Here is a 22,735-nt window from a genome sequence, read left to right on the forward strand (position 1 = left end):
GATAAAACTGCCAATCAAGGGAGCAAAACGGCCTGGACACAGTCAAACGGTTTTTATGGAGGGGTAGCGATGAAGTGGGTTGTAGCAGCGCTGGCAGTTGCGCTGACCGGTTGTGCCAATGTTGCCGAGATCGAACAGAGCCCAGAGACCATGAGCGTGATCTCCGGCAAGTCGCCGCGTGAGTTCGCCAGTTGCGTTCAGCAGCGCCTGGCCGATAGCCGCGGGCCTTTGACCATCGAGGAGCAGGGCAACGGGCTGCGCGTGATCGTGCCACAGAAACTCTCCGACAAATCGCCGGCAGCGGTGCTGGAGATCAGCGAGCGCTCCAGTGGTAGCGCGATCAAGGTGCATGAGCGGTTGAGCAATTTTCCGTTGCGCCCGGGCGACGTCAAGCGCGCCACCACCTTGTGCATTTCCAAGTAGCTGAGCGAGTCTGGATTAAACGATTCAGCGAGTTTTCCCGCATTTTTCTCCGTCATGCCTGCGTTGTCGCGCTGGACGGATAGGCCTACCATTCGCGGGCTTATGCTTTATAGGTCTAAGCTTATAGCTAGAAAATGGAGCCCGTGATGATCCCGCTGGATCGAATCCTGCTGAGTAGCCTGCTGGTTTTTTCCGCGCAGGCCGCCAAGGCCACAGATGGCCAGAAAGTCTTTACCCAGGGTGGGGAAAACCCTGCCGCCATGGCCTGCATGAGTTGCCACGGGCCGGACGGCGGGGGGCTGGTAGCTGCCGGCTTCCCCCGCCTGGCCGGTCTGCCCGCGGCCTACCTGAGCAAGCAGCTCAAGGATTTCCGTGACGGCAGCCGCAAGCAGCCGATCATGCAGCCGCTGGCCAAGGCACTGACCGACGCCGAGATCAGCGCTGTCGCCGTTACCCTGGCAGCCATGCCCGTGCCAGCAACCCCTGATATCCGCCGCCAGCAGATGGCAACCGATCCCGTGCAGTCGCTGGCGCTGTACGGCGACTGGAGCCGTGGCATTCCCGGCTGTGTGCAGTGTCATGGGGCGGGGGGCGTGGGGGTTGGCGAGCATTTCCCGCCGCTGGCGCACCAGCCTGCCGCTTATCTGGTTGGCCAGCTCAATGCATGGCGTGACGGCAGCCGCAGCAATGACCCCAATCAGCTGATGGTCGGTATTGCCAAGGCGCTGACCGATGCCGAGATCAAGGCGCTAGCCGACTACTTTGCCGGCGGCGCGAACCAAGGGGTGGCCCAATGAAGCGATTGTTGCTTGCCGTGGTGACGATGGTTATCGGCAGTACTCAGGCGGCGTCGATCGCCATGGACGATCAGTCTCAGCTCAAGGTGGCGCCGTCAGCACACCGGCCAGCTTCGTGCCGCGGCCGAGCACGAGTTGCCCGACAATGCCTACGGGAAAATGGTGCGTGAAGGCCATGCACTGTTCGTCGACACGCGGCGCCTGGCGCCCGACTATGTGGGCAATGGCCTCAATTGCAGCAACTGCCACCTGGACCAGGGCCGCCTGGCGCACTCGGCGCCACTGTGGGGGGCTTACCCGATGTACCCGGCTTATCGAAAGAAGAACGACAAGGTCAACACCTTTGCCGAACGCATCCAGGGCTGCTTCCAGTTCAGCATGAACGGCACGCCGCCGGCCGTCGACAGCCCCGAGATGACGGCCTTGTCGGTGTATGCCTATTGGTTGGCGAGCAAGGCCCCGCTGGGCGTCGAGAGCCCCGGACGTGGATATCCGGAGGTCGCCCAGCCCGCGCAAGGGTATGACCTCAAGCGCGCGCGCAGGTCTACCAGCAGCAATGTGCACTCTGCCATGGTGACAATGGCCAGGGCCAGAAGGTGGCCCAGGACTACGTGATGCCACCGCTGTGGGGCAAGGACTCGTACAACTGGGGGGCCGGGATGCACCGGATCAACACGGCGGCGTCTTTCATCAAACACAATATGCCATTGGGCAAGCCCGGTAGCCTGAGCGACCAGCAGGCCTGGGACGTTGCCGCTTTCGTGAATGCCCATGAGCGGCCGCAAGACCCGCGCCTGGTGGAGGGGTCGGTGGAAAAGACCCGGCTCAAGTTTCACGCCAACGATGGCGTGAACCTTTACGGCCAGCAGCTTGACGGGGTACTGCTCGGGCAGGGCACGCCGCCCTGAGGCAGGGCCATTTGCCGCATCAGGACAAGGCCTGCAAAGGCATTATTTGCAGGCTGCGGGAACTAACTACACTGAGTTTTCTCTATCATCTAATCGGCCAACCTCAGGCGGGGCATTGTAAGGTGACCGCCGCCTGATTAGACTGCGCCGAATTCGTACCGCACAGCCCTTGTTAAGGATGTTTATGATCAAGAAATGCTTGTTCCCGGCAGCCGGTTACGGCACCCGCTTCCTGCCAGCAACCAAAGCCATGCCCAAGGAAATGCTGCCAGTGGTGAACAAGCCACTGATCCAGTACGGGGTTGAAGAAGCGCTCGACGCAGGGCTGAACGAAATCTCCATTGTCACCGGCCGTGGCAAGCGTGCCCTGGAAGACCATTTCGACATCAGCTACGAGCTGGAAAACCAGATCAAGGGCACCGACAAGGAAAAGTACCTGGTCGGCATCCGCAAGCTGCTCGACGAGTGCTCGTTCTCCTACACCCGTCAGACCGAAATGAAAGGCCTGGGCCACGCGATCCTGACCGGCCGCCCACTGATCGGCGACGAGCCGTTCGCGGTGGTGCTGGCGGACGACCTGTGCGTCAACCTCGACGGTGACGGCGTGCTCAAGCAGATGGTCAAGCTGTACAAGCAATACCGCTGCACCATCGTGGCGATCATGGAAGTCGACCCGCAGGAAACCAGCAAGTACGGCGTGATCGCGGGCGACCTGATCGGCGACGACCTGTACCGTGTACGCAACATGGTCGAAAAACCCAAGCCTGAAGATGCCCCGTCGAACCTGGCGATCATCGGCCGCTACATCATGACCCCGGACATCTTCAAGCTGATCGAAGAAACCGAGCCAGGCAAAGGCGGCGAGATCCAGATCACCGACGCCCTGATGAAGCAGGCCCAGGACGGTTGCGTGATTGCCTACAAGTTCAAGGGCAAGCGCTTCGACTGCGGCGGCGCCGAAGGTTACATCGACGCGACCAACTTCTGCTTCGAGAATTTCTACAAGACCGGCAAGGCGTACTGAGTTCGCTCAGCCTGTTGCGTCATAAAGCCACCTTCGGGTGGCTTTTTTGTTTATGGCCGTGCCTGGCGTTATGCTGGCGGCCTGCCAAGGAGACCTGATAATGGCCTACGATTTTGATCTGTTCGTGATTGGCGCCGGTTCCGGCGGTGTGCGCGCGGCGCGCTTTGCTGCCGGCTTCGGTGCAAAAGTGGCGGTGGTCGAAAGCCGCTACCTGGGCGGTACCTGTGTCAACGTCGGTTGCGTGCCGAAAAAGCTGCTGGTGTACGGTGCGCATTTTGCCGATGACTTCGAGCAGGCGGCAGGCTATGGCTGGTCGCTGGAAGATGCGCAATTCGACTGGGGGCAATTGATTGCCAACAAAAACCGCGAGATCGAGCGACTCAACGGCATCTACCGCAACCTGCTGGTCAACAGTGGCGTGACCCTGCTCGAAGGTCACGGTCGCCTGACCGGGCCGCACGAAGTCGAGGTCGATGGCACGCGCTACAGCGCCAGGAACATCCTCATCGCCACCGGTGGCTGGCCGCAGGTCCCGGATATTCCGGGGCGTGAGCTGGCGATCAGTTCCAACGAGGCGTTCTACCTCAAGACCCTGCCCAAGCGGGTACTGGTGGTGGGCGGCGGTTACATCGCCGTGGAGTTCGCCGGGATCTTCCAGGGCCTGGGCGCGGCGACCACCTTGCTCTATCGGGGTGACCTGTTCCTGCGTGGCTTTGATGGCGCAGTGCGCACGCACCTGAAGGAAGAACTGGAAAAACGCGGCATGGACCTGCAGTTCAACAGTGACATACAGCGCATCGACGAGCAGGCGGATGGCAGCCTCAAGGCCACCCTCAAGGATGGTCGCGAGCTGGTTGCCGATTGCGTGTTCTATGCCACCGGGCGCCGGCCGATGCTGGACAACCTGGGGCTGGAAAACACCGAGGTGCAACTGGACGCGCGTGGCTTCGTGCAGGTCAACGACCAGTACCAGACCGATGAACCGTCGATCCTGGCCATTGGCGATGTGATTGGCCGGGTGCAGCTCACCCCGGTGGCGCTGGCCGAAGGCATGGCGGTGGCGCGGCGTCTGTTCAAGCCAGAGCAGTACCGGCCGGTGGATTACCAGAACATTCCCACCGCGGTGTTCAGCCAGCCACCGATCGGTACCGTGGGCTTGAGTGAAGAGCAGGCGCTGGAGGCAGGCCATCAGGTGCAGATCTTCGAGAGCCGCTTCCGGCCGATGAAGCTGACGCTGACCGGCGTGCAGGAGAAGACCCTGATGAAGCTGGTAGTCGATGCCGACACTGACCGGGTGCTGGGTTGCCACATGGTCGGCCCGGATGCCGGCGAGATCATCCAGGGCTTGGGCATCGCGCTCAAGGCCGGGGCCACCAAGCAGCAGTTCGACGAGACCATCGGTGTGCACCCGACGGCGGCTGAAGAGTTCGTCACGCTGCGTACGCCTACCCGCTAAGCGTTGCACCCATCGCCGGTCAAGCCTGCTCCTGCACTTTGTGGGCGCGGGCTTGACGGCGATTGCATCAACATAAATCTTCTATTGATACCTTGGCTTTATAGCCAAAACCAATCACCAGCATCAGCTTTGCCAATGAGCGCTATCAGCCCTGCTTGGGTAGGATTCTCCCATCACGTCTTACAACCCCTGAAGGAGAGTCACAGATGCCTATCATCAATAGCCAGGTCAAACCGTTCAACGCCACCGCCTACCACAACGGTGAATTCGTTCCAGTTTCCGAAGCAGATCTGAAAGGCAAATGGTCCGTGGTGTTCTTCTACCCGGCCGACTTCACCTTCGTCTGCCCGACCGAACTGGGCGACCTGGCCGACAACTACGCCGAATTCAAGAAGCTGGGCGTGGAAATCTACGGCGTGTCCACCGACACCCACTTCACCCACAAAGCCTGGCACGACACCTCGGAAACCATCGGCAAGATCCAGTACCCGCTGATCGGTGACCCGACCCACGTCATTTCGCGCAACTTCGACGTGCTGATCGAAGAAGCCGGCCTGGCCGACCGTGGCACCTTCGTGATCAACCCCGAAGGTCAGATCAAGATCGTCGAACTCAACGACGGTGGTGTGGGCCGTGACGCCAGCGAGCTGCTGCGCAAGGTCAAGGCTGCCCAGTATGTTGCTGCCCACCCAGGCGAAGTGTGCCCGGCCAAGTGGAAAGAAGGCGAAGCCACGCTGGCACCATCGCTGGACCTGGTCGGCAAGATCTAAGACCGTGAGCCAGTTGAGGGCGGGCCACCGCACCTGATGTGAGTCCCGCCCCGAAAACGCCCGGGCGAATCTGCCCGGGCGTTGTTTTTTCTACCGTTTGAAAAGGAATCGCCCGCATGTTGGACGCCACGCTTAAAACTCAGTTGAAAACCTACCTGGAGCGGGTCACTCAGCCGATCGAGATCGTTGCCTCCCTCGACGACGGCGCGAAGTCTCGCGAACTGCACGACCTGCTGCGGGAAATCGCCAGCCTTTCGAACCTGATTACCTTGCGCGAGGACGGCACTGACGCCCGTCGCCCGTCGTTCTCGCTTGATCGTCCCGGGGCCGCGGCAGAGGGCAAAGGCATCAGCCTGCGTTTTGCCGGTATCCCCATGGGCCACGAATTCACCTCGCTGGTGCTGGCGCTGCTGCAAGTCGGCGGCCATCCCTCCAAGGCGAGCGCCGAGCTGATCGAGCAGATCGCCGGGCTCAACGGTGAGTTCAACTTCGAAACCTACTTCTCGCTGTCCTGCCAGAACTGCCCGGACGTGGTTCAGGCGCTGAACCTGATGGCGGTGCTCAACCCCAATGTGCGTCACGTCGCGATCGATGGCGCGCTGTTCCAGGCTGAAGTCGAGGCGCGCCAGGTGATGGCGGTGCCGAGCGTCTACCTCAATGGTGAAGTGTTCGGCCAGGGTCGCATGGGCCTGGAAGAGATCGTCGCCAAGCTCGACACCGGCACCAGCGAGCGTCAGGCCGAGAAGCTCAACGCCAAGGACGCCTTCGATGTGCTGGTCGTCGGTGGTGGGCCAGCGGGCGCTGCAGCAGCCATTTACGCCGCACGCAAAGGCATCCGTACGGGTGTGGCTGCCGAGCGCTTTGGCGGGCAAGTGCTGGATACCATGGCCATCGAGAACTTTATCTCGGTGCAGGAGACCGAGGGGCCCAAGCTGGCCACGGCCCTGGAAGAGCACGTCAAGCAGTACGACGTCGATATCATGAACCTGCAGCGCGCTGATGCACTGCTGCCTGGCATCGACGGCGCCCTGCACCAGGTGCGCTTGGCCAGTGGCGCGACACTCAAGGCCAAGACCGTGATCCTGGCAACTGGTGCCCGTTGGCGCGAAATGAATGTGCCGGGTGAAACAGAGTACCGCAGCCGCGGCGTGGCCTACTGCCCGCACTGCGATGGTCCGCTGTTCAAGGGTAAGCGCACTGCGGTGATCGGCGGGGGCAACTCTGGTGTTGAAGCCGCCATCGACCTGGCCGGCATCGTGGCCCACGTGACGCTGATCGAGTTCGACAGCCAGTTGCGCGCCGACGCGGTGTTGCAACGCAAGCTGCACAGCCTGCCGAATGTCACGGTGATCACCAGCGCCCTCACCACCGAGGTGCTGGGCGATGGCCAGAAGGTCAACGGCCTGCGCTACAAGGACCGCACCAGCGAGGCGTTGCATGACATCGCGCTGGAGGGGATCTTCGTGCAGATCGGCCTGTTGCCCAACACCGACTGGCTCAAGGGCACGCTCGAACTGTCGCCGCGTGGCGAGATCATTGTCGATGCACGTGGCCAGACCAACGTGGCCGGTGTGTTCGCAGCAGGTGACGTGACTACCGTGCCGTACAAGCAGATCGTGATTGCGCTGGGGGAGGGGGCCAAGGCGTCGCTGGCAGCGTTCGACCACCTGATCCGTACCAGCGCACCGGCCTGAAGCTACGTCGCTGGTAAACAACCAAAGCCCTGACAGGCATGCCTGTCGGGGCTTTTTCATGGCTTACTCGAACAGCGAACGCCCCTTGTCCAGCTGTTGGTCGACCAATGACTTGCCGAGCGCAATCGACGCACGCTGGGCGTTTTCCAGGTCGGCCAGAAACAAGGGCGCGTGGGCACAGAGCCGTCGGGTGCTGTGCTGTTCAGGGCTGGTGATACGACAGCCCACTTCGAACGGCAGGGGAATGCCCGCATGCGGCACGACGTTGGCGGTGACGGTGTAGTTGCGATGGACACATTGAAGGGATTGCATGAGCACTACCTCGCTGTGGTTGCTTCAACCGGTAACGCACCCGGTATAGCACATCGAGGCGCCGGGAGGGCACGCGCCGACGAGCGTGCGCCCTTGGCCAGGCTTCAGAATTCAGTCGGCTGAATGATCTCTACCCAGTAATCGTCAGGGTCCTTGATGAACGCCAGGTGCTTCATGCGACCGTCGCTCAGACGCTTCTGGAAGTTCACACCCAACTGTTCGAATCGCTCGCACGCCGCGCGGATGTCCGGCACCGAGATGCAGATATGGCCAAAACCGCGTGGGTCGGTGTTGCCATTGTGGTAGGCGAACGTCGGGTCGTTTTCGCTGCCGTGGTTGTGCGTCAGCTCAAGGATGCCGGGGATCGATTTCATCCACTCGGTACGCTTGGCCGCGTCGGCAGGGATCTGCGCCTTGTCGACCAGCGCCAGGAAGTACAGGCTGAACTCGGCTTCGGCGAAGTCGCGCTTTTCCACCAGGCTGAAACCCAGCACGCGGGTGTAGAAGTCCAGGGACTTGGCGACGTCCTTGACCCGCAGCATGGTGTGGTTGAACACGAAGTTGTGGGTCGCGGTATCCGGTTGCGCGGTGACGCCGGGAAGGGTGTCGAGATCTTGCAGGCTCATGGGCACTCCGCAGGTAGGGCTGGCGCACGCCAGCAAAACAGTAGAGGGCAATGATACGGAACTGAAGCGATTGCGCAAACGGTTTGCGCCCCGTCGGCCAGGCCAGACGGGGCGCAAGAATTAGAAGCCCGCCGAAGCGGGCGTATGGGGCGCTAATCCTTTAGCAGTCTTCATCCTGAGCCAGCCGATGTGAAAAAAGTGTGAAGCAATGGTCAGCGCAGCAACCAGCTGTCGACCGTTTGCGCACCATACTCCTGCTTCCAGGCTTTGAGGCCATGGTGGTTGCCGCCCTTGGTTTCGATACGCTCGCCTGTATGCGGGTTTTCATAGACTTTCACCACGCGGGCGCGGCGGGTCTTGGGCGCGCTCTGCGGGCGTCGAGTGGCGGCGCCAGGGTCGAGAATATCGATGATCTCGCGCAGGCCCTTGTCATACTTTTTCATCAGGCTGACAAGTTTCTGCTCAAATTCGATTTCACGCTTGAGGCCGCTGTCTTTTTTCAGTGCCTCCAGTTGTAAGAGCTGTTCCTGAAGGGCTTTTTCGGCAGCACGAAACTCTGCAAGTCTGGACACTGTCATCTCTCCTGGTGGTCGATTGTGGTCGCGCGCGGCCGGCTACCTACTGCCGCTAGTCTCGCAGCGATCACCGCATTGATAACTACGTAACAGTAACTAGAGTGTAGCCAATCACCACGGGTTAAACACCACTCTTTTATACCGATGTACTACGGAACTTTATAAGTTTCCGGTGCTCTCCCACTAAAGCGTTAATACACACTGCTGTCGAATGTGCTAGACCATGGTCAAATGGTGCATTGCAGAGCCGTTGCGAGAGAATTTTCGGCTACTTCTAGTTGCTTGTGGTCGGCGTTATGCGGCCCGATAAGGGTGGCTTCGTTCTTTCTCTTATGTCCGGGGTAGTGTTTTTCATGTGTGCCCCATCCTTGCTCGCCAGCCCTCGTCAGATGGCCGGTGTGTTATTGATGTTCCTCACTGTTGCGGCGCACGCCGGTGGCTTTCTGGAACAGAGCAGTGTCAGCGTCGAGGCACGCAATGTGTATGTCAATCGTGACTTTCGCGATGGTCATGCCGCGTCCAGCCAGGGCGCATCCAAACGCGAGGAGTGGGCGCAAGGACTTATCCTGAATGCCCAATCCGGTTATCGGTTCAAGAACCTGAGTGTGCGCCTGCGCAATTCCACCTACCGCAGCAACTACGAGAAATTCCCCCGCGACATGGATGAAACCCGGGTGATCGTCAGCTACAACCTCTCAGTGCTGTAGCGGTACGCTTTGCCAGCGCAGCGCCAGCCAGTCAACAATGCCCTCGCGCACTCTGGAGGGCCGCTGTGATGAAACACCTGCTGTTGATCGGGATCGGGCCGGGCAACCCCCGGCAGATCACCCTGGAGGCCATCGATGGCCTGAACCGCGCCGACGTGTTCTTCGTGCTGGACAAGGGCACGGCCAAGGACGACCTGCTGGGCATGCGCAAGGCGCTGCTGGAGCGCCATGTCACGCGGCCCTGCCGGGTTGTGCAGGTGCAGGACCCGCTGCGTGATGGCAGCGCTGCAGACTACGTGGGCGCTGTTGAGGACTGGCACCGCCAGCGTGCCACGCTGTACGGCCGCCTGTTGCACGACGAGTTGGCGGACGGGCAGTGCGGCGCCTTCCTGTTGTGGGGCGAGCCGGGACTGTATGACAGCACCTTGCGCATCCTCGAACAGGTCGAGCTGCAGGCGTTCAGTCTGGAGGTGATCCCCGGCATCAGCAGCGTGCAGGCGTTGGCTGCCCGCCATCGCATCCCCCTCAATCGTATCGGCGAGCCGCTGAAGATCCTGCCCGGGCGACGGCTGGCCGATGAGACGCACATCGACAACCTGGTGGTGATGCTCGATGGCCACTGTGCCTTTGCCGACCTGGACGACCCGCACCTGCACATCTACTGGGGAGCCTACCTGGGCACCGCCGACGAGTTGCTCATCGAGGGCCCGCTGCACGCGGTCAAGACGCAGATCCTTGCGCAACGCGAGCAGGCCCGCGCACGCAAGGGCTGGATCATGGACACGTACCTGCTGCGTCGCCTGTAAGGCGGTTCTTGGCCTCGATCCATTGCGCCATGTACTGCGTGCTCTTGTGCTGGTGGTGACGCAGCATGGCCCCGGTGAAGTTGTACAGGCGCTGTTCGGCCAGGTGGTCGAGCGTATGTTCGATACGCTCGACCAGCGCGGTGCCGTGCCAGCGTCGGTCGTAGCGTGCAGCGAGCAACTGGCGCGCGTCACGCTGGGCCTGTTCCCAGCGTGGCTGCTCGCTGTACAGGCGCGCCGCGGCATCGGCCAGGCCTTCGGCAGTATCGGCGACCAGGCCTGGCCAGGGCAGGACGCCATGCATTGCTTCGGCGCCGATCGGCGTGGTCACGCTGGGCGTACCGCACTGCATGGCATCGGTGAGCTTGCCCTTGATGCCGGCACCAAAGCGCAACGGAGCCAGGCACACGCGCGCCTCGCTCATCACCTGCAAGGCATCTTCGGCCCAGTTCATCACGTGAAAACCCTCGGCCGCGTTGTGCAGGGCGGTGGCCTTGGGCGGCGTGTAGGCCCCATAGATATGCAACTGCGCCTTGGGCAGGCGGCGGCGGATCATCGGCCACAGGCTGTGTTTCATCCACAGCACCGCGTCCCAGTTCGGTGCATGGCGGAAATTGCCGATGCTGAGGAAGTGCTGGCGCTCTTCGAAGCCCTTGAAGTCACCGCGTGGCGGCTCCAGCATCAGCGGGCACCAGTGCAGCAACGCATCGGGCACGCCAAAGCCGTTGACCAGCAGGTCGATCTCGACATCCGAGATCATCAGGCTCAGGTCGCTGCGGTAGATCGATGCCAGCTCGCGCTGGGCCAGGTCGGCGCTGGCCATCTGCCGATACAGATCGGGGCCGCTGGTATTGAACAAGGCGCGGAAGTCGTTGCTGTCCAGGCCTTCGGCCAGGCGCCGACGCAACAGTTGCTGGCGTGCATCGCGCAGGCTCTGCAGGTCGGAGGTTTCGAGCACGCGCAGGGCGCCGGGGCAGTGTTTCTCCACGCGCCAGCCGAACTGCTCTTCCATCATGAAGCGGTCGAACAGCACCACATCGGGCGCCAGTTGTGTGATGAAGTGGTCGAAACTGCTGTTGTTCAGCTCGATGGCCTGTTCGGCAATGCCCAGGCTGGTCAGGTCGGCCTTGTGCTCGCCAACGGCTGCCGGGCTGCTGAAGGTGATGCGCCAGCCGCGCTCCAGGAAGCTTTCCAGCAACTGCATCATGTGCCCGCCGGCGGCCGAGGAGCGGGGTTCGGGCCAGACGTAGCCGATGACCAGGACGTGTAGGGCGGGTGCGTGCATGGGGGCGGGGGCCTTTGGGCGCAAAAGGGCGTATTAAACCAGAATCCGCTCTAGCCTGTTCGGGCGCCTTCGCCGCCAAGGCTGGCGCCTACAGGATCGCTTTGACCTTGTCGCTCAACTGCTCGATGCTGAACGGCTTGCCGATCGAATGCATGCCTTCAGGTACATCAAGGCTTTCGCTATAGCCGCTGGCAAACAGGATCGGCAGCAAGGGGCGCAGCTCACGCGCCTTGCCAGCCAGCACCTTGCCGTCCATGTCCGGCAAACCGACATCGGTCATCATCAGGGCCAGGGGTTGCGTCGGCGTGCTCAGCACGGCGAGCGCTTCTTCGGCATCTTTGGCCTGTACCACGGTGTAACCCAGTTCTTCGAGCACATCCACCATCAGCATGCGCACAATGGCGTCGTCTTCGACGACCAGAAGAGGGTCATGGCTTGGCATGGCGTTAATCCTGTAAAAATGGGTGACACATTATCTGTAAGCAGCGCGCGGCTCTAAGTTCCCGGCACCGCAAAAAAACACGCCAGCCCAACAGCATAGCGGGCGTACGCATTCGAGGGAACGTTTGACGCATCCCTGCCTCAAATAATGGCTCAATGCCGGCCAAGGCCTGCCGAGCAGGATAAACTCGGGGATGAACTGGCGGAAAACTGCAACAGTAACTCGAAAATCCGTCACACTCTTTCGTTCGTTTACTTGCTCGGGCCCTTTGAAATGAGTCAACCAGCCTCGACCGATCAGCAGAGCTTTCGCAAACTGCTGAGCCGCAATATCGGCCTGCCCCTGGGCGTCGGCCTGATCAGTGCGGTGGTATTCGTCGCCGTGATTGCCTACCTGCTTTCGGTCATCCAGTGGGTCGCCCACACTGATCGGGTGATCAATAACGCCAACGAGGCGGTCAAGCTTTCCATTGACATGGAAACCGGCATGCGCGGTTATCTGCTGACCGGCGAAGAGCACTTTCTGGACCCCTATGAAGTGGCCAAGCCCAGGATTCAGGCCGAGCTGGAAACCCTCAAGCAACTGGTCGCCGACAACCCGCAGCAAGTCGATCGGCTGAGCCGTCTGCAAGCGCTGCAGGCTGCCTGGAACCATTTCGGCAAGGAAATGATCACGCTGCGCCGCGCCAACGCCGACTATCGCACGCCTATCCAACTGGGCCAGGGCAAGCGCCTGACCGACGAGATCCGCAAGGAATTCGACGCCTTCGTCGCGATGGAGCAGCAACTGCGCATCGCGCGCAACGAGCAGGTCAGCAACACCACGCTGCTGTCCATTTCGCTCTACCTGGCGTTCGTGGTGGTGCTCAGTGCGCTGCTGGCCTACATCGGCCGGCGCGATCTGCTCAACCTGTCCAGCAACTACGCCGCCAACCTCCAGGCCCAGCAACGTGCCACCGAGCGCCTGGAGCAGCAGGCCTGGCTGAGGGCCGGGCAAACGCGTCTGGCCGAGCAGGTGCTGGGCCAACTGACCCTGCCCATGCTGGGCAACAACATCCTGCAGTTCTTTGCTCACCACCTGGGTAGCGTGGTGGCGGCGGTGTATGTGCGTGACGAGCATGGCAGCCTGCTGCGGGTCGCCAGCTATGGCTTCTCCCGTGAGCAACAGGCCCAGGAGCAACGGGTGGGCGCCCAGGAAGGCATTCTCGCGCAGGCCGTCATGCAGGGCCGCCTGATGCGTCTGGACGACGTGCCGGCGACTACTTCAAGGTCAGCTCCGGGCTGGGTGACGGTACCCCGCGCACGGTGCTGATCATCCCTGCGGTAAACGACGGGCAGGTCAACGGCGTGATCGAGCTGGGTTTCTTGCGCGCCGTGGAGCCGCGTGACGCCGAGCTCCTCGAGCGCGTGGCCGACAACCTCGGTACCTCGATCGAAAGCGCGCGCTACCGCCAGCGCCTGCAGGAAGTGCTGGCCGAGACCCAGCAGCTCAACGAAGAGTTGCAGGTCCAGCAGGAAGAGCTCAAGACCGCCAACGAAGAGCTTGAAGAGCAGTCGCGGGTACTCAAGGAGTCGCAGGCCCACCTGGAAACCCAGCAGGCCGAACTTGAGCAGACCAACGAGCAACTGGCCGAGCGTACTGAAGCGCTGGCCGAGCAGCGCGATGCAGTCAACCTGAAGAACGCCGAACTGAACCAGGCCCAACGTGAACTCGAGGCACGCGCCGAAGAGTTGCAACGCTCCAGCAAGTACAAGTCCGAGTTCCTCGCCAACATGTCCCATGAGCTGCGCACGCCGCTCAACAGTTCGCTGATCCTGGCCAAGTTGCTGTCCGAGAACGCGCAGGACAACCTGACCGCTGAACAGGTCAAGTTCGCCGAGTCGATCTACTCGGCCGGCAACGATCTGCTCAACCTGATCAACGACATTCTGGATATCGCCAAGGTCGAGGCCGGCAAGCTTGATGTGCGCGCCGAAACCACCCACATCAGCCGCCTGGCCGACGGCCTGCGCACGATGTTCGAACCGCTGGCCCAGCAAAAGCGCCTGACCTTCAATGTCACGGTCCAGCCGCAGGTGCCTCCCACCCTCTACACCGACCGCCAGCGCCTGGAACAGATCCTCAAAAACCTGCTGTCCAATGCGCTGAAATTCACCGAACAGGGCGAGGTCGACCTGAGCATCAGCCATCAGGCCGGTAGCGGCATCGTGTTCTCGGTACGCGACAGTGGCATCGGTATCGCTGCCGACCAGCACCAGAGCATCTTCGAGGCCTTCCACCAGGCTGACGGCACCACCAACCGGCGCTACGGCGGCACCGGCCTGGGGCTGTCCATCTCGCGTGACCTTGCGCAGTTGCTGGGTGGCCGGATCAGTGTCGACAGCAGCCTGGGACAGGGCAGTGTATTCAGCCTGATCCTGCCGGAGCAGTACGAGCCGATCGTGCACCAGCAGCCCCCGGCGATGGCGTTGAGCGTGCCTGCGCCGCAGCCCGTCGCGCTGCCGGTACCGGTGATGGCTGCGCTGGAGACGCCACGTGCGGTGCCGGCGTTTGCCGATGATCGCCAGTTGGCGCCTTTCAGCAACCGCTGCATCCTGGTCATCGAGGACGAGCCCAATTTTGCGCGGATCCTGTTCGACCTCGCCCATGAACTGGGCTATAGCTGCCTGGTCGCCCAGGCGGCCGACGACGGCTTCGAACTGGCGGCCGGTTTCATTCCCGACGCGATCCTGCTGGACATGCGCCTGCCCGATCATTCCGGGCTTACCGTGCTGCAACGGCTCAAGGAGCAAGCCAGTACCCGGCATATCCCGGTGCACATCATTTCGGTCGAAGACCGCGTCGAGGCGGCCATGCACATGGGCGCGATCGGTTACGCGGTCAAGCCCACCAGCCGTGACGAACTCAAGGCCGTGTTCGCGCGCCTGGAAGACAAGCTGACGCAGAAGCTCAAGCACATCCTGCTGGTGGAGGACGACGACCTGCAGCGTGAAAGCATCGCGCGCCTGATCGGCGACGAAGACATCCAGATCACCGCCGTGGGCATGGCCCAAGAGGCGCTGGACCTGCTGCGCGAGAACATCTACGACTGCATGATCATCGACCTCAAGTTGCCGGACATGCTCGGCAACGAGTTGCTCAAGCGCATGACCGCCGATGACATCCGCTCATTCCCGCCCGTGATCGTCTACACCGGGCGCAATTTGACCCGCGACGAAGAAGCCGACCTGCTCAAGTACTCGCGCTCGATCATCATCAAGGGCGCGCGCTCGCCAGAGCGCCTGCTCGACGAAGTCACGCTGTTTCTGCACAAAGTCGAATCGACGCTGTCCCATGAGCGTCAGCGCATGCTCAAGACTGCGCGCAGCCGCGACAAGGTATTCGAAGGGCGCAAGGTGCTGCTGGTGGACGATGATGTGCGTAATATCTTTGCCCTCACCAGCGCCCTGGAGCACAAGGGTGCCATCGTCGAGATCGGGCGCAACGGCCGCGAGGCGATCGAGAAGCTTGAGCAGATCAGCGACATCGACCTGGTGCTGATGGACGTGATGATGCCCGAGATGGATGGTTATGAAGCCACCCGCCTGATTCGCAAGGACCCGCGCTGGCGCAAGCTGCCGATCATCGCCGTCACCGCCAAGGCCATGAAGGACGACCAGGAGCGCTGCCTGCAGGCGGGTGCCAATGACTACCTGGCCAAACCGATAGAGCTGGACCGGCTGTTCTCGCTGATCCGGGTATGGCTGCCGCAACTGGAGCGAATTTGAGTATCGAACGCAATACCGACATTGAAATCCGGCTGTTGATCGAGGCGATCTACCTCAAGTACAGCTACGACTTTCGCGATTACTCCGGCGCTTCGATCAAGCGCCGGGTGCTGCATGCCGTGCGCCAGTTCGACTGTGCCACCGTGTCGGCCCTGCAGGAGCGCGTGCTGCACGACCCGAGCGTGTTCATGCAGCTGTTGCAGTACCTGACCATTCCGGTCAGCGAGATGTTTCGCGACCCGGGCCACTTCCTGGCATTGCGCGAGGAGGTGGTGCCGCACCTGCGCACCTGGCCGTCGATCAAGATCTGGATCGCCGGCTGCAGTACCGGCGAAGAGGTCTATTCGATGGCGATCCTGCTGCGCGAGGAGGGCCTGCTCGAGCGCACCATCATCTATGCCACCGACATCAATCCCAGCTCGCTGGAAAAGGCCAAGCAAGGCATCTACTCGATGCAGAACATGCGCGACTACACCCAGAACTACCAGAAGGCCGGCGGGCGCCGGGCGTTCAGCGACTACTACACCGCCGCCTATGGCAACGCGATCATCGACAGCAGCCTGCGCGAGAACGTGACCTTCGCCGACCACAGCCTGGCCACCGACAGCGTGTTCTCCGAGACGCAACTGGTGTCGTGCCGCAATGTCCTCATCTATTTCAACAAGACGCTGCAGGATCGGGCCTTCGGGCTGTTTCACGAATCGCTGTGCTATCGCGGTTTTCTGGTGCTGGGCAGCAAGGAAACCCTGGACTTCTCCGCGTATGCCGATCGATTCGATGCGCTGGTCAAGCCTGAACGGATCTACCGCAAATCATGAACGGCGTCGACGCGATCGTGCTCGGTGCCTCGGCAGGCGGCGTTTCGGCGTTGCTGACGGTGTTTGCCAACCTGCCGGCGACTTTGCCATCCCGTTGCTGTGCGTGTTGCATTTGCCCGATGACCGCCATAGCCAACTGGCCCAGGTGTTCAGCCGGCGCCTGCAGCGTCCGGTGCACGAAGCGCGCGACAAGGAGGCCATCGTGCCGGGCACGATCTATGTGGCGGGCCCCGGTTACCATCTGTCGGTGGAGCGCGACCGCAGCCTGTCGTTGAGCCAGGAAGAGCGCGTGCATTTTTCCAGGCCTTCGATCGACTTCCTGTTCGAGTCGGCGGCCGATGCCTACGGTGCGGGCCTGGTCGGCGTGCTGCTGACCGGCGCCAACGAGGACGGTGCACGCGGGCTGGCGCAGATCAAGCAGGCTGGCGGCATCACCCTGGTGCAGGACCCGCACGAAGCACAGGTTGCCGTCATGCCTGAAGCGGCGCTGGCATTGCATCGCCCCGACCACATACTCCCTTTGAACGGCATCGGGCAATTGCTCGCCAAGCTGGAACCACGTGCATGCTAAGCCATATCCAAGCAAACCTGCTGATCGTCGACGACCTGCCAGAGAACCTGCTGGCACTGGAGGCGCTGATCAAGGGGCCGGACCGTACTGTGTATCAGGCGCAGTCGGCCGACGAAGCCCTTTCGCTGCTGCTCGAACATGAGTTCGCCCTGGCCATCCTGGACGTGCAGATGCCCGGCATGAATGGTTTCGAGCTGGCCGAGATGATGCGCGGTACAGAAAAGACCAAGAATATTCCCATCGTCTTCGTCAGTGCCGCAGCACGCGAGATGAACTATGCCTTCAAAGGCTACGAAAGCGGCGCGGTGGACTTCCTGCACAAGCCGCTGGACACCCATGCGGTGAAGAGCAAGGTGGCGGTGTTCATCGACCTCTATCGTCAGCGCAAGGCGCTCGGCCAGCAGCTCGAAGCGCTGCAGCAGAGCCGTCAGGAGCAGGAGCTGCTGCTGGGGCAGTTGCAGGTGACGCGCGGCGAGCTGGAGCACGCGGTGCGCATGCGCGACGACTTCATGTCGATTGTTTCGCACGAGGTGCGCACGCCGCTCAACGGGCTGATCCTGGAAACCCAGTTGCGCAAACTGCACCTGGCGCGCAACAACGCCGACGCCTTCACCCTGGACAAGATGCACGCCATGGTCGAACGCGACGAGCGCCAGATCAACAGCCTGATCCGCCTGATCGAAGACATGCTTGATGTCTCGCGCATTCGCACCGGCAAGCTGTCGATCCGCCCGGCGTCCTTCGACCTGTGCCAGTTGGTGGCCGGGCTGGTGGAGAATTTTGCCGCGCAGGCCGCTGCCGTCGACTCCAGCATCAGCCTGCAGGCCGGCCCGGTGCTGAGCGGTTACTGGGACGAGTTTCGCATCGAGCAAGTCATCGCCAACCTGCTGACCAATGCCTTGCGCTACGGGGCCAAGCGCCCGGTGCAGGTGCAGGTGTTCGAAGAGCACGGCATGGCCTGCGTGCAGGTGCGCGACCAGGGCATCGGTATCAGTGTCGAGAACCAGCAGCGCATCTTTCAGCAGTTCGAGCGTGTTTCGTCCAGCCAGAGCAGTGCGGGCCTGGGCCTGGGGCTGTATATTTCCGAGCAGATCGTGCTCGCCCATGGTGGCAGCATCACGGTGCACAGCGCCGAAGGCGAAGGCGCGACGTTCATCGTGCGCCTGCCGCTGGTACGCAATGCACAAGAAAGTGGCGTGCAGCAGGCAACCTCTGCGTAAGCCTGGGGTCGTAAGACGATCCTATCCGAACACAACCTGAGTTGAAGGCGTTGGCATGAGTGAAGATGCGCAAGATGTAGTACTGGTCGTCGAGGACGAACCGGTCATTCGCATGATCCTGAGGGACTACCTTCAAGGCGAGGGTTATCACGTGCTGGTGGCCGAAGATGGCGAGCAGGCCTTCAAGATCCTGGCCAGCAAGCCACATCTGGACCTCATCGTCACCGACTTCCGCCTGCCTGGCGGCATTTCGGGGGTGCAGATTGCCGAACCCGCGGTCAAGCTGCGTCCGGACCTGAAGGTGATCTTCATCAGTGGCTATCCGGCGGAAATTCTGGAATCGGGTAGCCCGATTGCGCGCAAGGCACCGATTCTGGCCAAGCCCTTCGACCTGTACACGCTGGGCGAGCAGATACAGCAAATGCTGAAGTAGCGCGCCTTATGCCGCCGCGCCCAGGGCGCCGGCAAGCAACGTTCGCTCGATTGCCCCCAGCAGCATGGTTTCCATCAGCGCCAGGCGCTGGGGTTGCCCCAGTGACGAATCCTGCAGCCACCCCGGCAGACTGTTGAGCAGCGTGGCGATCACGTGGCCTGTGGCCTCGCGGGTTGCCGACGGCAGCGCAACCTGCGGCGCGATCAAGTGCAGCAAGCGGGTTTCATACTGGCGACGCAGGTCGGCGATGCGCAGTTGCTGTTCTTCGCTCAGGCAGCACAGGTCGCGTTCGGCCAGGCGAAACTGCAAGGGGCGCTCGGCATGCAGCGCCCAATGTGCCTGAATCACCCGTGACAGCGCGTTGCCAGGTGCATGGCCGCGCCCTGGCGCTTGCAGGCTGGCCAGCAGCTCTTCGAAGAGCTCCTCGATCAGGTCGAACAGCAAGTGCTGCTTGCTCGGGAAGTGGTGGTACAGCGAGCCCGCCGTCAGCCCCAGGTGGCTGGCCAACTCGCGCATGCTGACCTGGCCGAAGCCTTTGGCCGCGAACAGCGCCAGGGCCTTGTCCCGACGTTCTTCGAAGTTGGCACAGCGCTCGGCGCAGGTCAGGGGCATGCTGGTGCCTCGCTCAGTAGGTGAAGAAACCACGGCCGCTCTTGCGTCCCAGGTAGCCGGCGGCGACCATTTCCTTGAGCAGCGGGGCAGGGCGGTACTTGCTGTCGTTGAAGCCGTCATGGAACGACTCGACGATGGCCAGCAGGGTGTCCAGGCCGATCAGGTCGGCCAGGGCCAACGGGCCAATTGGCTGGTTGCAGCCCAGGCGCATGCCGGTATCGATGTCTTCGGCGCTGGCCAGGCCTTCCTGCAGCACCATGATCGCCTCGTTGATCATCGGCACCAGGATGCGATTGACCACGAAGCCTGGGCGGTTGCCGGCGCTGATGGCGCTCTTGCCGACCTGTTCGGTCAGCGCCTTGGCGGCGGCATAGGTGGCATCGCTGGTCTGCAGGCCACGAATGATCTCGACCAACGCCATCATCGGCACCGGATTGAAGAAGTGCACGCCGATGAAGCGCTCGGGCTGGCTCACCGAAGCCCCCAGCTGGGTAATCGACAGCGACGAGGTGTTGGTGGCGATCACGCAGTCGTCGGCGACACTGGCGGCCACCTGTTGCAGGATCTTCACCTTCAGGCCGAGGTTCTCGGTCGCGGCCTCGATCACCAGCTGCGCACCCATGAGGCTTGCATAGTCGGTGCTGGTGGCGATGCGCGTCAGCGCCGCTTCGGCCTGCGCAGCCTCCAGTGTCTGCTTGCTGACCTGGCGCTCGAGGTTTTTGCGCAGGGTGGCCACGCCACGCGCAAGCGCTTGCTCGGACACATCGATAAGGGTGACCTGATAGCCGGCCACGGCACACACCTGGGCAATCCCGTTGCCCATGGTGCCGGCGCCGATCACGGCGATGTTGTGGATAGTCACTGGGTGTGCTCCTGGTTAAACGCGTTCGAAGACAACAGCGATCCCCTGACCGCCGCCAATGCACATGGTGGCCAGCGCGTAACGGCCCTGGATGCGCTGCAGTTCATGAATCGCCTTGGTGGCAATGATCGTCCCGGTGGCGCCCACGGGGTGGCCGAGGGAGATGCCCGAGCCGTTGGGGTTGACCTTTTCGGGGTCGAACCCCAGTTCCTGCGACACCGCGCAGGCCTGGGCGGCGAAGGCTTCGTTGGATTCGATCACGTCGAGGTCGGCCACACTCAGGCCAGCCTTTTCCAGCACCTTGCGGGTGGCCGGTACCGGGCCCAGGCCCATCAGTTCGGGCTCCACACCGGCGTGCGCATAGGCCACCAGGCGCGCCAGCGGGCGCAGGCCCAGGCGCTTGACCAGGTCGCCGGTGGCCAGTACCAGGGCGCCGGCACCGTCGTTCAGGCCGCTGGCATTGCCGGCGGTGACGGTACCGTCTTTCTTGAAGGCGGCTTTCATGCCGGCCAGTTGTTCGGCGCTGACGTCTGCGCGCACGTGTTCATCCACCGTGAAACGTATCGGACCTTTGCGCCCCGGAATCTCGATAGGCACGATCTGGCTGTCGAAGCGTCCCTCGGCGATGGCGCGTGCCGCGCGCTGCTGGCTGGTCAGGGCCACGGCATCCTGCATTTCACGGGTAATGCCGTTGCGTTCGGCAACGTTCTCGGCCGTGATGCCCATGTGGAAACCCTCGAACGGGTCCTGCAGGATACCGAGCATGTAGTCGACCCCGCGCAGGTCACCCATGCGTGCGCCCCAGCGCGCCTGAGGCAGCAGGTAAGGGCCGCGGCTCATGGACTCGGCGCCTGCTGCAATCACCGCTTCGGCGTCGCCCAGCAACAGGCTTTGCGCGGCTGAAACGATGGCTTGCAGGCCCGAACCGCACAGGCGGTTGACGTTGAATGCCGGGGTTTCCTTGGGCACCCCGGCATTCATCGCGGCTACACGGCCCAGGTAGGCATCGCGCGGTTCGGTAGGGATCACGTTGCCCATTACCATATGCCCGATCTGCTCGGGGGCGATGCCGGCGCGTTCGATGGCGGCGCGGGTTACCTGGCTGGCCAGGTCGGCCAGGGGCAGGTCCTTGAGCGCGCCGCCGAAGGTGCCGATGGCCGAGCGAACGGCGCTGACTACGTAGATGTCTTGGGTATTCATGTGCGGCTCCAGTGTGCGAAAGCGTGGCGGGGCGCTGCCTGGCTCTGCCAGAATGGCGCCCAGGCCACGCCCGGGATGGATTGGAGTCTAGGCAAAGGGGGCGCCTTGGCCTATGCCGTAACTGCCCAGCGAGGCTGGTAGTTTTTGCCATATTTTTACGCGTCATAGCGGAATCAGTCATGCGGGAAAACGATTCGGTCGCGGTCTACTTTGTCCATACCATGCTGCACGCCTTGCGCGAGCAGCCCGCGCGGGCGTCGGCGCTGCTGGTACAGGCGGGGATTGACCCGCAGGTAATGCGGGCGCCGATGCGCGGGTGCCGGCCAAGGCGTTTGCGCGGCTGTGGCTGTTGCTGATCGAGGCGCTGGACGACGAGTTTTTCAACCTTGACGGGCATGGCATGCCGCTGGGCAGTTTCGCCTTGATCTGTCGCGGTCTGATTCAAGAGCCGACCCTGGAGAAGGCGTTGCGCCAATGCCTGGGCAATTTCGGGTTGTTTGTGCGGGATGTGCGCGGGCGGTTGGTGGTGCGGGGGCAGCGGGCGGTGATCAGCCTGGAATCGTGCATCGAGGATGCGCAGACCCGTGTCTACGCCGAAGAGACCTTCCTGGTGCTGGTGATCAGCCTGTTGTGCTGGCTGGGTGGTCGGCGCATTGCCATCGACCGTACCGAACTGCGTGATGCGCGTGCAGCGCTGGAGGATGACGCGCTGTTGTGGGGGCCGAACCTGCAGTTGGGCAGTGGGCGTACCGAAGTCGAGTTCGCGGCGGATTACTTGCGTTTGCCGGTGGTCCAGGACTTGAATGCCTTGAAGACATTTTTGCGCAGTGCGCCGCAGTGGCTGGTGGTGCGCTACCGCAACCAGAACGGTTTGGCGGCGCGGGTGTACCGGCATTTGCGCGGACGTCAGTACGGGCAGTGGCCGACCTTGTTGGCGATGGCGGCGGGCGAGGGTTTGAGCCCTAGCAGTTTTCGTCGTCAGTTGGAGCGTGAGGGCTGTTCGTTCCAGCAGATCAAGGACGAAGTACGTCGGGCGTTGGCGTTCGAGTGTTTGCGTGGCAGCGTACTGAGTGTGGCGCAGATCGCCGAGCAGACGGGTTTCCAGGAGCCCAGTGCGTTCCATCGTGCGTTCAAGAAATGGACGGGCGAGAGCCCGGGGAGTTATCGCGCAAGGTTGGTGGCGGCGCAGGTGTGAGGGTGAACCGACAGGGCTGACCACTGAAATTTCATAGGCCATGCACGTTGCAACAAATGTGGAAGCGGCCTTGCGCCGCGATGCGCCGCGCGGGCGGCGCTCGATTTCAAGGGCGCTGGAGATGCATTGACTGGCACATGGTGGCCCCACCGAAATCTGTTGCAACGCGCCATGGCCTGACAGATTGGCGCTGTCAGTCTTTTCTGCCCGCCTTCAGGGGACTGTCAGATTTTTT

The 22,735-nt window shown here is 62.2% G+C and carries 19 protein-coding genes and 5 pseudogenes; 16 read left to right on the top strand and 8 right to left on the bottom strand.

Going from position 1 to position 22,735, the window contains the following annotated elements:
• Nucleotides 1-69: 69 nt before the first annotated feature.
• The 7 genes and pseudogenes from G3436_RS09455 to ahpF all read left to right on the top strand — a co-directional run bounded on the left by G3436_RS09455 (nucleotide 70) and on the right by ahpF (nucleotide 7,072).
• A complete protein-coding gene (locus G3436_RS09455) occupies nucleotides 70-423 on the top strand; it encodes a hypothetical protein (protein ID WP_163943946.1) in 354 nt (117 codons plus the stop codon).
• Nucleotides 424-569: 146 nt separating this feature from the next.
• Nucleotides 570-1,220 carry a c-type cytochrome gene (locus G3436_RS09460; RefSeq protein ID WP_163943949.1) on the top strand — a complete coding sequence of 217 codons (651 nt, stop codon included), beginning with the start codon at nucleotides 570-572 and terminating at the stop codon, nucleotides 1,218-1,220.
• Nucleotides 1,217-2,128, top strand: a pseudogene (locus G3436_RS09465) (c-type cytochrome). The gene G3436_RS09460 and the pseudogene G3436_RS09465 overlap by 4 nt, the downstream one beginning before the upstream one ends.
• 184 nt (nucleotides 2,129-2,312) lie before the next feature.
• Nucleotides 2,313-3,152, top strand: a complete 840-nt coding sequence (gene galU, locus G3436_RS09470; protein ID WP_163943952.1) for a UTP--glucose-1-phosphate uridylyltransferase GalU — start codon at nucleotides 2,313-2,315, stop codon at nucleotides 3,150-3,152.
• 100 nt (nucleotides 3,153-3,252) lie between these two features.
• Nucleotides 3,253-4,608, top strand: coding sequence for a glutathione-disulfide reductase (gene gorA / locus G3436_RS09475; protein ID WP_163943957.1), 1,356 nt, complete (start codon nucleotides 3,253-3,255; stop codon nucleotides 4,606-4,608).
• A gap of 206 nt (nucleotides 4,609-4,814) precedes the next feature.
• The gene (gene ahpC / locus G3436_RS09480; protein ID WP_043861743.1) at nucleotides 4,815-5,378 is read left to right on the top strand and encodes an alkyl hydroperoxide reductase subunit C; all 564 of its coding nucleotides are present in this window, start codon (nucleotides 4,815-4,817) and stop codon (nucleotides 5,376-5,378) included.
• A 116-nt stretch (nucleotides 5,379-5,494) separates the two neighbouring features.
• Nucleotides 5,495-7,072 (top strand): alkyl hydroperoxide reductase subunit F, encoded by a 1,578-nt coding sequence (ahpF, locus tag G3436_RS09485; RefSeq protein WP_163943961.1) that lies wholly within the window; start codon nucleotides 5,495-5,497, stop codon nucleotides 7,070-7,072.
• A 63-nt stretch (nucleotides 7,073-7,135) separates the two neighbouring features.
• Here the strand turns inward: ahpF and G3436_RS09490 are convergent, their stop codons facing one another.
• The 3 genes from G3436_RS09490 to G3436_RS09500 all read right to left on the bottom strand — a co-directional run bounded on the left by G3436_RS09490 (nucleotide 7,136) and on the right by G3436_RS09500 (nucleotide 8,582).
• Nucleotides 7,136-7,384: a hypothetical protein gene (locus G3436_RS09490; RefSeq protein WP_163943964.1), complete on the bottom strand. Its 249-nt coding sequence runs from the start codon at nucleotides 7,382-7,384 to the stop codon at nucleotides 7,136-7,138.
• A 104-nt stretch (nucleotides 7,385-7,488) separates the two neighbouring features.
• Nucleotides 7,489-8,010, bottom strand: coding sequence for a lactoylglutathione lyase (gene gloA / locus G3436_RS09495; protein WP_163943967.1), 522 nt, complete (start codon nucleotides 8,008-8,010; stop codon nucleotides 7,489-7,491).
• 212 nt (nucleotides 8,011-8,222) lie between these two features.
• Entirely contained in the window at nucleotides 8,223-8,582 is a 360-nt protein-coding gene (locus tag G3436_RS09500; RefSeq protein ID WP_338001230.1) for a histone-like nucleoid-structuring protein, MvaT/MvaU family, read from the bottom strand.
• Nucleotides 8,583-8,938: 356 nt separating this feature from the next.
• Between G3436_RS09500 and G3436_RS27500 the strand changes: the two are divergent.
• From G3436_RS27500 to cobF, 3 genes and pseudogenes are all read left to right on the top strand, one after another.
• A pseudogene (locus tag G3436_RS27500) lies at nucleotides 8,939-9,172 on the top strand (OprD family outer membrane porin); the annotation flags it as partial.
• Nucleotides 9,173-9,184: 12 nt separating this feature from the next.
• Nucleotides 9,185-9,292 carry an OprD family outer membrane porin gene (locus G3436_RS27505; protein WP_279538591.1) on the top strand — a complete coding sequence of 36 codons (108 nt, stop codon included), beginning with the start codon at nucleotides 9,185-9,187 and terminating at the stop codon, nucleotides 9,290-9,292.
• A gap of 68 nt (nucleotides 9,293-9,360) precedes the next feature.
• A complete protein-coding gene (gene cobF, locus G3436_RS09510) occupies nucleotides 9,361-10,098 on the top strand; it encodes a precorrin-6A synthase (deacetylating) (RefSeq protein WP_163943975.1) in 738 nt (245 codons plus the stop codon).
• Here the strand turns inward: cobF and G3436_RS09515 are convergent.
• Together G3436_RS09515 and G3436_RS09520 are read right to left on the bottom strand one after the other, a co-directional pair.
• Nucleotides 10,067-11,380, bottom strand: coding sequence for a glycosyltransferase (locus G3436_RS09515; protein WP_163943977.1), 1,314 nt, complete (start codon nucleotides 11,378-11,380; stop codon nucleotides 10,067-10,069). The two genes, cobF and G3436_RS09515, sit on opposite strands and share 32 nt — an antisense overlap.
• A gap of 88 nt (nucleotides 11,381-11,468) precedes the next feature.
• On the bottom strand, nucleotides 11,469-11,822 hold the full coding sequence (locus G3436_RS09520; protein WP_163943980.1) for a response regulator: 354 nt from the start codon (nucleotides 11,820-11,822) through the stop codon (nucleotides 11,469-11,471).
• Nucleotides 11,823-12,095: 273 nt separating this feature from the next.
• Here G3436_RS09520 and G3436_RS09525 point away from each other — a divergent pair.
• From G3436_RS09525 to G3436_RS09545, 5 genes and pseudogenes are all read left to right on the top strand, one after another.
• Nucleotides 12,096-15,589, top strand: a pseudogene (locus G3436_RS09525) (response regulator).
• The gene (locus tag G3436_RS09530) at nucleotides 15,586-16,407 is read left to right on the top strand and encodes a CheR family methyltransferase (protein ID WP_163943983.1); all 822 of its coding nucleotides are present in this window, start codon (nucleotides 15,586-15,588) and stop codon (nucleotides 16,405-16,407) included. The pseudogene G3436_RS09525 and the gene G3436_RS09530 overlap by 4 nt, the downstream one beginning before the upstream one ends.
• A pseudogene (locus G3436_RS09535) lies at nucleotides 16,404-16,978 on the top strand (chemotaxis protein CheB). The gene G3436_RS09530 and the pseudogene G3436_RS09535 overlap by 4 nt, the downstream one beginning before the upstream one ends.
• Nucleotides 16,972-18,198 (top strand): hybrid sensor histidine kinase/response regulator, encoded by a 1,227-nt coding sequence (locus G3436_RS09540; protein ID WP_163943986.1) that lies wholly within the window; start codon nucleotides 16,972-16,974, stop codon nucleotides 18,196-18,198. The pseudogene G3436_RS09535 and the gene G3436_RS09540 overlap by 7 nt, the downstream one beginning before the upstream one ends.
• Before the next feature lie 55 nt (nucleotides 18,199-18,253).
• Nucleotides 18,254-18,631 (top strand): response regulator, encoded by a 378-nt coding sequence (locus G3436_RS09545; RefSeq protein WP_163943988.1) that lies wholly within the window; start codon nucleotides 18,254-18,256, stop codon nucleotides 18,629-18,631.
• Nucleotides 18,632-18,637: 6 nt separating this feature from the next.
• Here G3436_RS09545 and G3436_RS09550 read toward each other — a convergent pair whose 3' ends face one another.
• Genes G3436_RS09550 through G3436_RS09560 form a run of 3 tightly spaced genes read right to left on the bottom strand, consistent with a single transcriptional unit; the run spans nucleotide 18,638 to nucleotide 21,305 of the window.
• A complete protein-coding gene (locus G3436_RS09550; RefSeq protein ID WP_163943990.1) occupies nucleotides 18,638-19,243 on the bottom strand; it encodes a TetR/AcrR family transcriptional regulator in 606 nt (201 codons plus the stop codon).
• Between the two features lie 13 nt (nucleotides 19,244-19,256).
• On the bottom strand, nucleotides 19,257-20,105 hold the full coding sequence (locus G3436_RS09555) for a 3-hydroxybutyryl-CoA dehydrogenase (RefSeq protein WP_163943993.1): 849 nt from the start codon (nucleotides 20,103-20,105) through the stop codon (nucleotides 19,257-19,259).
• A gap of 15 nt (nucleotides 20,106-20,120) precedes the next feature.
• The gene (locus G3436_RS09560) at nucleotides 20,121-21,305 is read right to left on the bottom strand and encodes an acetyl-CoA C-acyltransferase family protein (RefSeq protein WP_163943996.1); all 1,185 of its coding nucleotides are present in this window, start codon (nucleotides 21,303-21,305) and stop codon (nucleotides 20,121-20,123) included.
• Between the two features lie 179 nt (nucleotides 21,306-21,484).
• On the opposite strand from G3436_RS09560, the pseudogene G3436_RS09565 reads away from it, so the two are divergent.
• Nucleotides 21,485-22,500 (top strand): annotated as a pseudogene (locus G3436_RS09565) (AraC family transcriptional regulator).
• Nucleotides 22,501-22,735 lie beyond the last annotated feature (235 nt).

Source organism: Pseudomonas brassicae, from assembly GCF_010671725.1.
Lineage (GTDB): Bacteria > Pseudomonadota > Gammaproteobacteria > Pseudomonadales > Pseudomonadaceae > Aquipseudomonas > Aquipseudomonas brassicae.